Annotated in this window: 11 protein-coding genes; 7 read left to right on the forward strand and 4 right to left on the reverse strand. The window is 44.1% G+C overall.

Annotated features, from left to right (window positions below):
• Positions 1 to 131: 131 nt before the first annotated feature.
• The gene (locus ED652_RS20370; RefSeq protein WP_122055986.1) at positions 132 to 1,184 is read right to left on the reverse strand and encodes an aldo/keto reductase; all 1,053 of its coding nucleotides are present in this window, start codon (positions 1,182 to 1,184) and stop codon (positions 132 to 134) included.
• 347 nt (positions 1,185 to 1,531) lie between these two features.
• Positions 1,532 to 1,678: a hypothetical protein gene (locus tag ED652_RS23825; RefSeq protein ID WP_009844784.1), complete on the reverse strand. Its 147-nt coding sequence runs from the start codon at positions 1,676 to 1,678 to the stop codon at positions 1,532 to 1,534.
• 348 nt (positions 1,679 to 2,026) lie between these two features.
• On the opposite strand from ED652_RS23825, the gene pepT reads away from it, so the two are divergent.
• From pepT to ED652_RS20385, 3 genes are all read left to right on the forward strand, one after another.
• Positions 2,027 to 3,259, forward strand: a complete 1,233-nt coding sequence (pepT, locus tag ED652_RS20375) for a peptidase T (RefSeq protein WP_122055987.1) — start codon at positions 2,027 to 2,029, stop codon at positions 3,257 to 3,259.
• Between the two features lie 76 nt (positions 3,260 to 3,335).
• On the forward strand, positions 3,336 to 3,803 hold the full coding sequence (locus tag ED652_RS20380) for a DM13 domain-containing protein (RefSeq protein WP_122055988.1): 468 nt from the start codon (positions 3,336 to 3,338) through the stop codon (positions 3,801 to 3,803).
• Between the two features lie 136 nt (positions 3,804 to 3,939).
• Positions 3,940 to 4,782 (forward strand): mechanosensitive ion channel family protein, encoded by an 843-nt coding sequence (locus ED652_RS20385; protein ID WP_122055989.1) that lies wholly within the window; start codon positions 3,940 to 3,942, stop codon positions 4,780 to 4,782.
• 138 nt (positions 4,783 to 4,920) lie between these two features.
• Here the strand turns inward: ED652_RS20385 and ED652_RS20390 are convergent, their stop codons facing one another.
• Positions 4,921 to 5,364: a dCMP deaminase family protein gene (locus ED652_RS20390; RefSeq protein WP_004731749.1), complete on the reverse strand. Its 444-nt coding sequence runs from the start codon at positions 5,362 to 5,364 to the stop codon at positions 4,921 to 4,923.
• Between the two features lie 259 nt (positions 5,365 to 5,623).
• Between ED652_RS20390 and ED652_RS20395 the strand changes: the two genes are divergently transcribed.
• From ED652_RS20395 to ED652_RS20405, 3 genes are all read left to right on the forward strand, one after another.
• On the forward strand, positions 5,624 to 6,760 hold the full coding sequence (locus ED652_RS20395) for an efflux RND transporter periplasmic adaptor subunit (RefSeq protein WP_122055990.1): 1,137 nt from the start codon (positions 5,624 to 5,626) through the stop codon (positions 6,758 to 6,760).
• Between the two features lie 11 nt (positions 6,761 to 6,771).
• Positions 6,772 to 9,924, forward strand: a complete 3,153-nt coding sequence (locus tag ED652_RS20400; RefSeq protein WP_122055991.1) for an efflux RND transporter permease subunit — start codon at positions 6,772 to 6,774, stop codon at positions 9,922 to 9,924.
• A 338-nt stretch (positions 9,925 to 10,262) separates the two neighbouring features.
• Positions 10,263 to 10,949 (forward strand): MaoC family dehydratase, encoded by a 687-nt coding sequence (locus ED652_RS20405; protein WP_122055992.1) that lies wholly within the window; start codon positions 10,263 to 10,265, stop codon positions 10,947 to 10,949.
• 155 nt (positions 10,950 to 11,104) lie between these two features.
• Here the strand turns inward: ED652_RS20405 and ED652_RS20410 are convergent, their stop codons facing one another.
• On the reverse strand, positions 11,105 to 11,920 hold the full coding sequence (locus ED652_RS20410; RefSeq protein WP_065104576.1) for a phosphate ABC transporter substrate-binding protein: 816 nt from the start codon (positions 11,918 to 11,920) through the stop codon (positions 11,105 to 11,107).
• A 266-nt stretch (positions 11,921 to 12,186) separates the two neighbouring features.
• Here ED652_RS20410 and ED652_RS20415 point away from each other — a divergent pair, with 266 nt between their 5' ends.
• Positions 12,187 to 12,549 carry a DUF3024 domain-containing protein gene (locus ED652_RS20415; protein WP_122055993.1) on the forward strand — a complete coding sequence of 121 codons (363 nt, stop codon included), beginning with the start codon at positions 12,187 to 12,189 and terminating at the stop codon, positions 12,547 to 12,549.
• Positions 12,550 to 12,638 lie beyond the last annotated feature (89 nt).

Raw genomic sequence — 12,638 nt, forward strand, 5'->3', positions numbered from 1 at the left:
AAAAAGCAAAAGCAACCCACTTAAAAAAGAAAAGCGCACTAAATAGCGCGCTCTTATGTGATTTACTTGCCTAAGTTTCGCTGAACCGAGAAGGTTAGGCGAACTGAGAAGAGCTAGGCTAAACCGATTATTTAATATGGGGCAGGGTAGCGCTTAAACACTGTGTTGATATCGGTAAGGATCTCTTCTGACAACGGTTTGCTGAACGCTGCTACGTTCTCTTTCAGTTGTTCCATGGTGGTTGCGCCAATAATAGTGGAGGTGACACCATCAACTTGATTACACCACGCTAATGCTAGTTGGCTCGGTGTAAACCCGTGAGCGTTCGCAACTTCGACATATCCTTTTACGGCTTCATTGGCAGACTCAGTGTCGCGGAAAATGCCTTTACGCTGCATGTACGTCCAACGGCTTCCTTCTGGTCTCGCACCATCAATGTATTTGCCACTCAGCATGCCTGCTGCTAACGGTGACCATGGTAGGTAGGCGACGTCTTCATGCACACAGTTTTCAATCAAATAAGGCCAGTCTTTCGCGTGCAGCAGGCTAAATTCATTCTGAATAGAGACCATTCGCGGCAAATCATGCTTCTCACTGAGCTTAAGGTAAGTGTTAATACCCCAAGTGGTGTCATCAGACAAACCAACATGACGCACTTTTCCTGCTTTAATGCAGCTCGCTAGTGCTTGTAGGATCTCTAGCATCTCCGCTTCATGCTGCTTTCGGTCGATATCACTGAATCGAATATGATTCGGGAAATGCTTGCCAAAGTGAGGCGTCGTTCGGTTTGGCCAATGCAGTTGGTAAAGATCGATATAGTCCGTTTGTAAACGCGCTAATGAAGCATCAACCGCTGCAATTACAGCTTCCCCCGTGATTGGCCCACCATCTCGAACCCAAGGCAATCCCGGACCTGCAATTTTGCTGGCGATGATGACTTCTTGGCGGCGCTGCGGATTGCGAGCTAACCAGCTACCGATGATTGCTTCCGTTTTACCGTAGGTGTCTGGAGACGGCGGCACTGCGTACATCTCTGCGGTATCGATAAAGTTAATACCTTGGCTTAGCGAGTATTCGATTTGTTGGTCAGCTTGTTGTTGCGTATTTTGCAGCCCCCAAGTCATGCTACCAAGGCAGATTCGGGAAACGGGAATTTGACTACTTCCTAGTTTTGAGTATTCCATTAAATTCGGGGTTCCTGTAGTGAGGCTCGTTAGTGCTCGCATTGTGAATATTGAAAAAGGGCGAGTGAGGAATGAAAACGAATATAAATTATTAGCACAAAATGGCAACACAGGGTATGGCTTGGGCAAGTTTAATGAGCCATTTCTCATTGCAACAAATGAGTCTGCTTTATGATTGAGAAGCAACATACAAAAGACGCGATAGATAACAAGGTGTTAATAGATCAGGCGCCTGAATGAAGCTGCATTGGGATAGGAGAAAGGTTCAGAGACAAAAGAGCTCTACATCAACGAGAAGTAGAGCTCTTTTTTAGGGGTTCTATAAACAAGTTCTGATATTGATTAAGTTACGAGGTCGCGTTGGTGTCAAACCCACCTTGAGATTGAGCCTGTCTTAGAGCTTCCTGCCTTTGAACTTCTTTCTCAGTTAATACTGGTTGAAGCGTTTCCTCAGAGGCTTGAGGAGAGAAAATGAAATATTTATTAATCGTCATAACTGTGTTTCCGTGTAACGTATGGCAGATTCTGCATCAAGGATAAATAGTGATCATCATCCACTTTGTACTTTTTTTAGGCTGAGAGCGGAGGGCGTAGAATGCGTACAAAGCGATCGCTTATCATCCGTATGCAATGTTGAACTGACGAAACCCTCTGTTTTCAAGTATAGGAAGCGCATCTAATTTCGCACAATAATGATTTAGAGCAATTACATACATGGTCAGGGGCGTAAGATGAAAACCCTCGCTACTGACTCTGTGTTCGCATTTATTTAACGATGCATCGCTTATCGACATAATAATTAGGTCAGTAAATCAATTACTTAATCCATGGTGAGATGAATTATGGAAAAGCTTGTCGAACGTTTTCTGAATTACGTTACTTTTGATACTAAATCCGATCCTTCTAATCAGCAATGCCCAAGTTCACCGGGTCAAATCACGTTTGCTGAAGCCTTAAAGTTAGAATTGGTTGCATTAGAGTTAGTTGATGTCTCTTTAGACGAAAATGGCTATTTGATGGCGAAACTGCCGTCGAATGTCGATTATCCAGTGCCTGCGATTGGCTTTGTGGCGCATATGGATACCGCTCCTGATGCTTCCGGAGCAAATGTGAAACCACAAGTGATTAAAGATTACCGAGGTGGAACGATTGAATTAGGTGAAAGTGGCGAGAGTTTGAACCCAAGCCAATACCCAGACCTTGATTCTTTACATGGTCACGACCTTATTACGACTGACGGCACTACTCTACTTGGTGCCGACAACAAGGCGGGTATCGCTGAGATCATTAGCGCGATTGCCCATCTTAAAGCGAATCCAGACATCAAACATGGCGATATCTGCATTGGCTTCACGCCAGACGAAGAAATTGGCCGCGGTGCGAACTTGTTTGATGTTGAAAAGTTTGGCGCCAAGTGGGCGTACACCATCGATGGTGGGCCAGTAGGGGAGTTGGAATTTGAGAACTTTAATGCCACGAGCGCTGATGTTATCTGTCATGGCGTGAACGTTCACCCAGGTACCGCCAAAGGTAAAATGGTGAACTCAATGAACATTGCAGCGCAATTCCAACTGATGATGCCTGCGCAAGAAACACCAGAGTGCACAGAAGGTTATGAAGGTTTTTACCACCTGAAGTCGGCTGAAATGGGTGTGGCTCGCTCTGAACTGGGATACATCATCCGTGATTTTGAACGTGAGGGTTTAGAAGCGCGTAAGGCATTCATGCAACAGAAAGTGGATGAGCTGAATGAGCGTCTTGAGAAAGGCTGTGTTGAGCTGGTGCTAACCGATAGCTACTTCAATATGAAAGAGATGGTTGAACCGCATCAACATATTATTGAATTAGCGAAGCAAGCGATGATTGAGTGCGATGTTGAGCCAATGATCAAGCCTATCCGAGGTGGTACAGACGGTGCTCGCTTATCTTTCATGGGGCTACCGTGTCCGAATATCTTTACTGGTGGCTACAACTTCCACGGTATTCATGAGTTCATTACCATTCAAGGCATGGAACAAGCGGTAGAAGTGATCGTGAAACTCTCTCAACGTACCGCTATTCACTATCAAAAATAGCCGTCTAAAACGCGATATCTCTTTGTATTTTTGAGAGTATTCATTAATACTCTCTTTAAGCATAAGGGAGTACGCGATGAAAAAGTTAGTTTTACTTTGCACCCACTTAGCCGTGGGTGCTTTTGGTTTTGGGCTTGGTGTCTACGCACTACCTATCTTGATTGAGCCTGATTCTCCTTCCTCAAGTTCTGTTGAAGCGATCAGTCAGCAGGCTATCTATACAGGTGAATTCACCAAAGACCGACAAGACAGTGACTTTTTGCATTGGGGAGAGGGCATCGTCTCTGTCTCTGAAAGTGCGATAGCTTTTGAAGGTGAATTGGCGCCGGGGCCGGATTATAAGGTTTACCTATCACCTAAGTTTATTGAAACCGAACAGGCATTCAATGACAGCAAGAACGAGTTATTGAGAGTCGGTGATGTGAAAACATTCGACCGATTTATGGTTAGTCTCCCAGAAGGTACTGATCTTAAGCGATTTAATACCGTTGTGATTTGGTGTGAAACTTTTGGCCAATTTATTACTTCTGCCAAGATAAAATGATAGCCTTACCTAAGCTGAATTAAGCATGAAAAGGAGCGCTCCGGAGTTGAGTGCTTTTTCATTGCACTGATATTAACGGCTTTCTTGTAAATCTAACCGTTGTAAAGCTAACTGTTGTAATGCTAAGGATTAAGTAATGGAAAAAGTGTGGCAAGTAATAGATTTCTTACTCGCTAATAAGTTTATTTTTAGTGTGCTGATCATCTGCATTATATTAATAATCCGACGAATCACTTTGTCTCGAATCCGTGGTGATGTCGCTTTTCTTAGTGAAGATCAACGTAACTGGATGTCACGTACCAAAAACGGCACATTCGCGATTATTGTTGTGACGTTATTCGTGCTGTGGAAATCCGAAATCAGCGAATTTGCGCTGTCTGTTACAGCTATTGCGGTTGCGATAGTCGTGGCTTCAAAAGAGATCATTCTCTGTTTTACTGGCTCTATTCAGCGTGCGAGTTCTCGCTCATTCCGAATTGGTGATTGGATTGAAGTGGGCAAAATCAGCGGTGAGGTGATTGAGCACAACTTGATGGCGACTGTGATTCAAGAAATCGATTTGTATCATGGGCAATATCACTTCACTGGCAAGACTGCCACGCTGCCTAATAGCATGTTCTTCACTTATCCGGTAAAGAACCTTAACTTCATGAAGCGCTATGTTTATCATAACTTTTTTGTGACGGTGAAAGACTTTGTAAACCTATACCCTATGGTGCCGGGTCTTATCGTGAAAATTGAAGAGCATTGTGAAGAGTTTATCGATGTTGCCCGTCGTTACAATGGTGTGATTGAGAAGCACGCTGGCGTTGACCTTCCTGGCTCTGAACCGCACATTCATATCACGAGCAGCTCAACGGGTGAGCAAGAAGTCCACTTCATGATTTTCTGTCCGACAGAAAAAGCGATTCACCTTGAACAGGATATCCGTAAGGATTTCATGGAAGCTTACGCGTTGGCATTTCCCTCAAGTGACTAATACCGTTCTAAAGGCTAAAGGCTAAAGGCTAAAGGCTAAAGGCTAGCAAGTCCGAATAAAAAGAAAGCCGAGATCGAATATATCGACTCTCGGCTTTTTTGTATTTGAGATCTAGACCTTGAGACCTAGCGTTAGAGATTAATCCAGGTCAGCGAGTGGCAACCAGTCTACTTCTACACCGGCTTGCTCAAACATATCTTGGCTTATCTTGATCTTATCTCCCCAACGAGAAAGGAAATCTTCACTTTGCTCTGGGCAATGTACCGCTGAAATTCCAGTTTGGATGATTTTTGCTGCACAGTTTGGACAAGGGAAGTGAGTTACCCAAACTTCACAACTGTCTAAATCACGTTTAGCAAACAAGATTGCATTTTCTTCAGCGTGAAGTGTCTTGAGGTATTTCATCTCGCGATCGTCAGTATCCGCACTATCAGACACGCCATGTGGGTAGCCATTAAAACCAACTGAAACAATACGGTTGTGCTTAGTGATGACGGCGCCGACTTGAGTTGAAGGATCTTTACTCCAAGAACCGACCAATTCCGCCATTTGATAGAAACGTTTAGCCCATTTTGAAATCATGAGAATTCCTTAACAATTAAATGTGAATGCTTATCTGTCTGACAATACATGATGTTAGACAATATCCATAGAGAACAAAAGCTGAGAGGTTGATTTACTTAGAAATTGTAACGCGTTTGTAATTACTTTATAAGCACTTAGTTTCAATTAACATATTGATACACTTTGGTTCGTTATAATTGATATTCCTCGGACAATAGTAACGGGTGTGTTACGTAAATTTTATACTGTTCAAATACTAACAAGTGACGGTATAACCATGCGTAAAAAGTTGATCCTTACGGCTCTTGCAAGCTCTCTTATTCTTGCTGGATGTGGGCAAGATGCTCAAAATGCCAAGCAAGCGCCTCTACCTCTCGTAGCTGTACAGGATGTTAGCGTTGTTTCTCACCAGCAAAGTAAGTCGTACATCGGTCGTATTGAAGCCGTTGAAGATACGGCTATCACAGCGCAGGTTTCTGGCTATCTACAGAGCCGTCATTTCAATGAAGGTCAAATGGTCGAAAAGGGCCAATTGCTGTACTCCATTGAACCCTCTTCATTTGAAGCTGAAGTAGCAAGCGCAAAAGCGTCTGTTGCTCAAGCGAACGCGAACCTTAAAAAAGCCGAGCTTGATTTCAACCGAGGTAAGAATCTTCTCCCTAAGGGTAGTATTTCTCAATCGGAATTTGATGCATTGACAGCAAACTTATTGGGTTCTCAGGCACAGCTTGAAGCAAGTCAAGCTCAGCTCAATGCAGCGAATGTCCAGCTTTCTCATACCAAAATTATTGCGCCTTTCTCTGGACGAATCAGTGACACCAAAGTGAGCACGGGTGACTTGGTTTCACCGTCTTCAGGTGTATTAACTACGTTGGTTAGCCTAGATCCAATCCACGCATCGTTCAGTATCAGCGAGCGTGAGCGTATTGAGCTGGGTATGGATCGCATCGAAGGCGACGGCAGCAGCGATTCTGCAGGTGTTGAAGTTCAGATCATGCTTGAGAATGGTGAAGCGTTCGAACATCTAGGTCAGCTTGATTTCTTGGGTAACCGTATCAACCTCAATACTGGTACGATCGCGATGCGCGCCATTGCTGATAACCCGAATCAGCGATTACTGCCAGGTCAACACGTTCGTGTGGATCTACGTGAGAAACAATCGATTGATGTTGTGACTATCCCACGCCGCGCGGTTCAAACCGATTTAGAAAGTGACTTTGTGATGCTATTGGTTGAAGGTGAAACTGCACCAGTTGCTGAGCGCAGAAACATTGAGATGGGGCGACAAGTTGAAGGTGGTGTGATCGTTCATTTTGGTTTAGAGAAGAACGACGCAGTTATCACTCAAGGCTTACAGCGTGTACGTAATGGTATGTCTGTTCGTATTCAAGCTTCTGCTGAACAAGCTGAGTAAGGGGGCTATTTATGTTGAGTCGTTTCTTTATTCAAAGGCCTAAGTTTGCCCTTGTAATATCCATTATATTAACGCTGGCAGGTGCGATTTCTCTCGCTATCTTACCAGTAGCTGAATATCCAAAAATTAGCCCACCTTCTGTTAGCGTGTCAGCATACTACACAGGTGCAAGTGCTGAAGTAGTAGAACAGGCGATAGCCGACCCCATAGAGACATCGGTGAATGGCGTAGAAGATATGATCTACATGTCTTCTAAAAGTGCTAACGATGGTTCATATAACCTTAACGTAACCTTTGATGTCGGTACTGATGCAGATATGGCTCAGGTCAACGTTCAGAACCGCGTTGCTCAGATCGAATCGAAACTTCCACAAGAAGTAAGAATGGTGGGTGTAACGGTCAAGAAGCGTTCACCTGACCTATTGATGGTATTGAACTTCTACTCGCCGAACGGAGAGTACAACGACCAATTCCTTATCAACTACGTGAACTTGAACATTAAAGACCAATTGGCTCGTGTAAAGGGCATTAGTGAAGTTAACGTTTTGGGTGGTGGTGAATACGCGATGCGTGTTTGGCTAGACCCTGAGAAAATGGCTAACCTGAATATAACCACCTCTGACGTGAATCGCGCGTTGGCGGAGCAGAACGTTCAAGTCGCTGCAGGCCGTATCGGAGCCGCGCCTTATAACGACGCGCAAGAAGTGCAGTTCAACTTGGTAACAAAAGGCCGACTAGAAACGGCTGATGAGTTTGAAAATGTTGTGCTTCGTGCAAATCAAGACGGCTCAACGGTTTACCTAAAAGACATTGCACGTGTTGAGCTGGGTAAAAAGTTCTACGATGGTAATGGTAAATACCGTGGTCAAGATGCTTCAATCGTAACGCTGTCACTTCAGTCAGACGCTAACGCGCTGGAAAGTGGTAAAGCAGTAATGGCGATGCTAGACAATCTAAGCAAAAACTTCCCTGAAGGCGTTGCTTATGAGGCGAGTTATGACACCACACTCTTCGTTGCAGAGTCGATCAAAGGTGTAGTAAAAACGCTAATTGAAGCGATCTTACTGGTTATCGCGGTAACGTATCTGTTCTTAGGTAGTGCGCGTGCGACCTTGATTCCGGTGGTTGCGATTCCGGTATCTTTGATTGGTACTTTTGCGATCATGCAGATGACAGGCTTTACCATCAACACAGTAACCCTGTTTGGTTTGATATTGGCGATTGGTATCGTAGTAGATGATGCGATCTTGGTTATCGAGAACGTAGATACCACGATGGCCAAAGACCCAACGATCTCACCGCGTAAAGCAACATTGATCGCGATGAAAGAAGTAACGGGTCCAATTGTGACATCTACGTTGGTACTACTCGCCGTGTTTATCCCTGTAGCGATGCTTCCGGGTATTACAGGCATCATGTATCGCCAGTTTGCTCTGACTATCTGTATCGCGGTTGTTATCTCGTCAATTAACGCACTGACCTTGTCTCCGGCATTGTGTTCATTGGTTCTTAAACAGGGTGGTGGTAACACAGCACGTTGGTATCAAGCGTTTAACCGTGGTCTTGAATCTGTAACCAACAAATACGGTCAAATTGCAGGCTTCCTTGTGAAAAAGGGCGTTTTGCTATTTACCTTCTTTGTAGTCGCGCTAGCAGCAGTAACTTACTTTGCGAAAACCACGTCTACGGCGTTTGTACCTCAAGAAGATAAAGGTATCTTGCTGGTTAACGTGCAACTTCCTGACGCAGCATCACTGTCTCGTACAGAAGATGTGACAAAGCAATTGTTAGAGATGGTTGAGCAAGAGCCGGGCGTTGATGGTGTGACACTGGTTAACGGCTACGCATTCATGACGGGCGCTTCTGCTTCGAATGGCGCGTCGCTATTTATAAAGCTGCATGATTGGGATATGCGTAACGCACTGGATGGTCAACATTCCGCACAAGCTATCTCGCAACGTATTAATGGTCGAGCAGCCACTGAACTGCCTCAGGCGATTGTATTTGCGATGGGACCTCCAGCCGTTCCGGGTATGGGTGCTGCTTCTGGTTTCGAATTTGTTCTTGAAGATACATTAGGCCGTAGCCGAACTGATCTGGCGATGGTAATGAATGACGTGATTGCGGAGGCGAACAAACAGCCTGAGATTGCACACACGTTCAGTACTTTCCGTGCCAACGTTCCTCACTACTATGTCGATATCGACCGTGAGAAAGCTCAGCAATTAGGCATTCCGTTGTCGGAAATATTCCAAACGCTACAAGGTAATCTTGGTTCACTGTACGTGAATGATTTCACCATGTTTGGTAAGAACTTCCGCGTGACCATGCAAGCTGACAGTGAACACCGTAGCAGCATGGATGATCTCCAACGATTCCACGTGCGTTCGTCTAATGGCGAGATGATCCCGTTAAGCACATTGGTGACTTACGACCAGATCTTTGAACCAGATGTAGCATGGCGTTACAACATGTACCGCAGTGCAGTAATCCAAGGCCAACCTGCGCCGGGTTACTCAAGTGGTGATGCAATTGCAGCGATGGAACGCGTCGCAGCTGACGTGCTGCCTCAAGGCTATCAGTACGAATGGACAGGCATGGCTTACCAAGAAGTACTAGCAGGTAACCAAGCAATCTTTGCTTTTGCACTGGCTCTGATCTTCATCTATCTGTTCATGGTGGCGCAGTACGAGAGTTGGACAATCCCTATAGCGATTATCTTAGTGGTACCGGTTGCAACCTTAGGTTCTTTCTTGGCGCTGAACCTGACAGGCACACCGCTGAATCTCTATGCGCAAATTGGTTTGGTTCTCTTGATAGCCTTGGCCGCGAAGAATGCAATTTTGATTGTGGAGTTCGCGAAAGTTGAGCGTGAAGAGAAAGATGCATCAATCGAAGATGCGGCAGTGAAGGGCGGTACGCTGCGTTTCCGTGCTGTGAACATGACCTCTTGGTCGTTCATCTTAGGTATCTTCCCGCTTATCTTCGCAGCGGGTGCTGGTCACGTGAGCCAGAACTCGTTGGGTATTTCCCTGATCGGTGGTCTGTTATGTGTGTTGTTAGCGGGTACGTTCCTAATCCCAGGCTTCTATGCATTCGTGCAACGTAAGCGGGAAAAAGCACACGGTGGTAATACTAAGTTGATTCCACTCGATGATGAGTAAAGGAACTTTTTACTCATAGGGACAATTTTTTGGTAAAAATCGTTTCCTTATAAAAACCATTCTCTTACGAAAAATAAGGCTTAGTGTGATGCTAAGCCTTTTTCTTATTCCGAACGTGAATAAAAAAGTAGTTTATATAATCAGATGTTTATTATGTGATGGAGTTAACACTCTAAACTTAGGTGTCTAATAAAATGATGTTTTATTTTTAAGTTGTTGATATTTAACTGGAAGTGGTGGTTCAGCTAACGTTTGTACGCTCGAAAACATTTGCACAATAGTGTGAAGTGTTTCAAAATTAACACGTTATATTGAAATTTTTATGCACTGAGGTTCTTATGAAGGTCATTGATTTATTTAAACACCGAGGCGATAGCGTTTCTTCGCAACACTCTGAGTTTATGCAATGGATGTCTCCAGCTCTTAGAGAGTATTGGGGCGACTTCCTGAACCGCACGCAAAATAGTCATTTCTTCGCATGGGTTCGTGATCACCACGAACCTGCAGTTAATGAAGATGCACCAGTTATGCCGATCGAGAAGCCGATCGAAATTAAGCCTGAAGCACAACTTGTGTTGAATGAGCTTAATCAGCAGATCGGTGAAGTTATTCATACTGGCGATTGGATTAATGTAAGTCAAGAGCGCATTAACCAGTTTGGTTTAGTGACTGAAGACATGCAGTGGATCCATACTGAGCCTTCTAAGGCAGAAACGGATTCACCTTTCAAAACGACTATCGCACATGGCTTTTTGACCTTGTCTCTTCTTCCAAGATTGACTGACAGTGTTGATCCAGACAAATCTCAATTCCCAACAGCTAAAATGGTTGTGAACATTGGTCTTAACCAAGTTCGTTTTCCTTACCCTGTTAAGTCTGGCAGTAACGTTCGCGCTAAGAGCACGTTGACAAAAGTAACGCCAATCAAAAAGGGTTTAGAGATTGAGCGAGAAATCCGCGTAGAAATCGAAGGGGTTCGTCGCCCTGGTGCAGTGATAGTGTCGGTGATTCAACTTCACTTTTAATACTTTGCTTTTAAGAGAAATTATTCTTAGACGAAGATTATAGATTCCAAAAAAAGAGAGAGCTAAATGCTCTCTCTTTTTTGTTTGTGTCATATCAAATAGACATCACAGCATTACTAACATAACTAATAGCTCAATAGCTCAATAGCTCTTTGCTACTTAATGCGTGTATAGCCGTATTCTTCGATAAGATCTTGCCCTTGCTTTGACTTCACGAACTTAATGAAATCTTTGCTTTCATCCGAAACTGCATCTGTTTTGTGTAGCAACAAAAACGGACGAGCCAGTTCATAGCTGTGGTTCGCAATGTTCTTTGATGTTGGCTCAACGCCTTCAAATGTGATTGCCTTAATCGAACGATCGACAGAGCCAACAGAGATAAAGCCAATAGCGTGTGGGTTATGGTTAACGATTGTTTTTACCATGCTGTTGCTGTTTACAACCAAGTTATTTGGATTGATGTCAGACACTCGACGGTCATTAATGATTTTCGTTAAACCAAGCAAGCTTTCGAAGCTGTAGCGTGAACCAGAAGAAGCTTCACGAGTTACGACCGCGATAGGTTGGTCGGCACCACCCACTTCCTTCCAATTCGTTACCTTACCTTTGTAGATATCGAATAGCTGTTCACGAGTGATGTTATTCACGGCATTCGAACGATTGGTTACGACTGCTAGGCCGTCAAAGGCTATTGGGAATACCTGTAACTCTTCGCTCTGTTCACGGTTGGTTAAGTAACGTGAGCTCATACCCACGTCAGCGACACCTTTATTCACCATGGTAATGCCAGCTGTAGAGCCTATGCCCTGAACTGCAATGTAATTATCAGGATGAGTCTTGTTGTACTCCTCTGCTAATACATCCATCACTCGAGCAACAGAAGTGGAGCCCGAAATATTGGTTTCTTGTGCATAAGCAGCATGAGAAGAAAGGGCTAAGGATAAAAGAGAGGCAAGCGCGACTCGTAACATAAACAACTCCTAGTTAATAACATTTGTCGCATATGATAGGTCGGTTATATGACACTTTTGTGAAAATTCATATTCGTGATTTAGTGTCCGGAATCTTTAAACCAATACCGCTAACGTTGGTTCATGAGTGAGGGACGGCTTTACGAAAGAAGAGCGGATATGAGAGCGCGGTTGGTATTTTATTTGCCCTTGTTCGCTAAAGTGTTTGTTGAGTCCTAAGCTAATTAGAGACTGATTGAAATTTCTATTAAATTAGAAGGGGTGTTATGTCCGTCATTCATATAGAACTTAACCGGCTTTTAATTGGGGCTGAAAAGCTCTGTACTTCTCGAAATCGCAGTTTACCTGTCGAGCTAGGTAAATCCTTATATGAAGAGTGTGAGGGTGGTGTCTTGTTCTCTCAGGCCCACTATTTGCTCGACTCATCCCATAGTGATTATACAAACGAAATCGCCTGCGTTACTTTTGATGAGTCGTTGACTTGTTGGCTGGTTATGGTGCCGCTTGAAGCCGAAGTCAGCACCGATTCCATTCACTGGGGACCTTATCCCTACCTTCCTAAATCTAAGGATCTTGATGCTATTTTGTCTGAAATAGAAAAAGATCCTAAGTCTTATTTTTGGTCTTAGTTAACGCAGTGGTCTTAGGTCATCCACCTATCTATACCTGTGATCATTGAAGATGCTTGATTTTCAGTAAAATCAGGATCATGCTATGA

The sequence above is a fragment of the Vibrio sp. Evd11 genome, from assembly GCF_900382755.1.
Lineage (GTDB): Bacteria > Pseudomonadota > Gammaproteobacteria > Enterobacterales > Vibrionaceae > Vibrio > Vibrio lentus.

What these genes read in the sequence shown, in the direction of transcription:
- ED652_RS20370 (WP_122055986.1), bottom strand. Translation starts at nt 1,184, where the DNA reads ATGGAATACTCAAAACTAGGAAGTAGTCAAATTCCCGTTTCCCGAATC.
- ED652_RS23825 (WP_009844784.1), bottom strand. Translation starts at nt 1,678, where the DNA reads ATGACGATTAATAAATATTTCATTTTCTCTCCTCAAGCCTCTGAGGAA.
- pepT (WP_122055987.1), top strand. Translation starts at nt 2,027, where the DNA reads ATGGAAAAGCTTGTCGAACGTTTTCTGAATTACGTTACTTTTGATACT.
- ED652_RS20380 (WP_122055988.1), top strand. Translation starts at nt 3,336, where the DNA reads ATGAAAAAGTTAGTTTTACTTTGCACCCACTTAGCCGTGGGTGCTTTT.
- ED652_RS20385 (WP_122055989.1), top strand. Translation starts at nt 3,940, where the DNA reads ATGGAAAAAGTGTGGCAAGTAATAGATTTCTTACTCGCTAATAAGTTT.
- ED652_RS20390 (WP_004731749.1), bottom strand. Translation starts at nt 5,364, where the DNA reads ATGATTTCAAAATGGGCTAAACGTTTCTATCAAATGGCGGAATTGGTC.
- ED652_RS20395 (WP_122055990.1), top strand. Translation starts at nt 5,624, where the DNA reads ATGCGTAAAAAGTTGATCCTTACGGCTCTTGCAAGCTCTCTTATTCTT.
- ED652_RS20400 (WP_122055991.1), top strand. Translation starts at nt 6,772, where the DNA reads ATGTTGAGTCGTTTCTTTATTCAAAGGCCTAAGTTTGCCCTTGTAATA.
- ED652_RS20405 (WP_122055992.1), top strand. Translation starts at nt 10,263, where the DNA reads ATGAAGGTCATTGATTTATTTAAACACCGAGGCGATAGCGTTTCTTCG.
- ED652_RS20410 (WP_065104576.1), bottom strand. Translation starts at nt 11,920, where the DNA reads ATGTTACGAGTCGCGCTTGCCTCTCTTTTATCCTTAGCCCTTTCTTCT.
- ED652_RS20415 (WP_122055993.1), top strand. Translation starts at nt 12,187, where the DNA reads ATGTCCGTCATTCATATAGAACTTAACCGGCTTTTAATTGGGGCTGAA.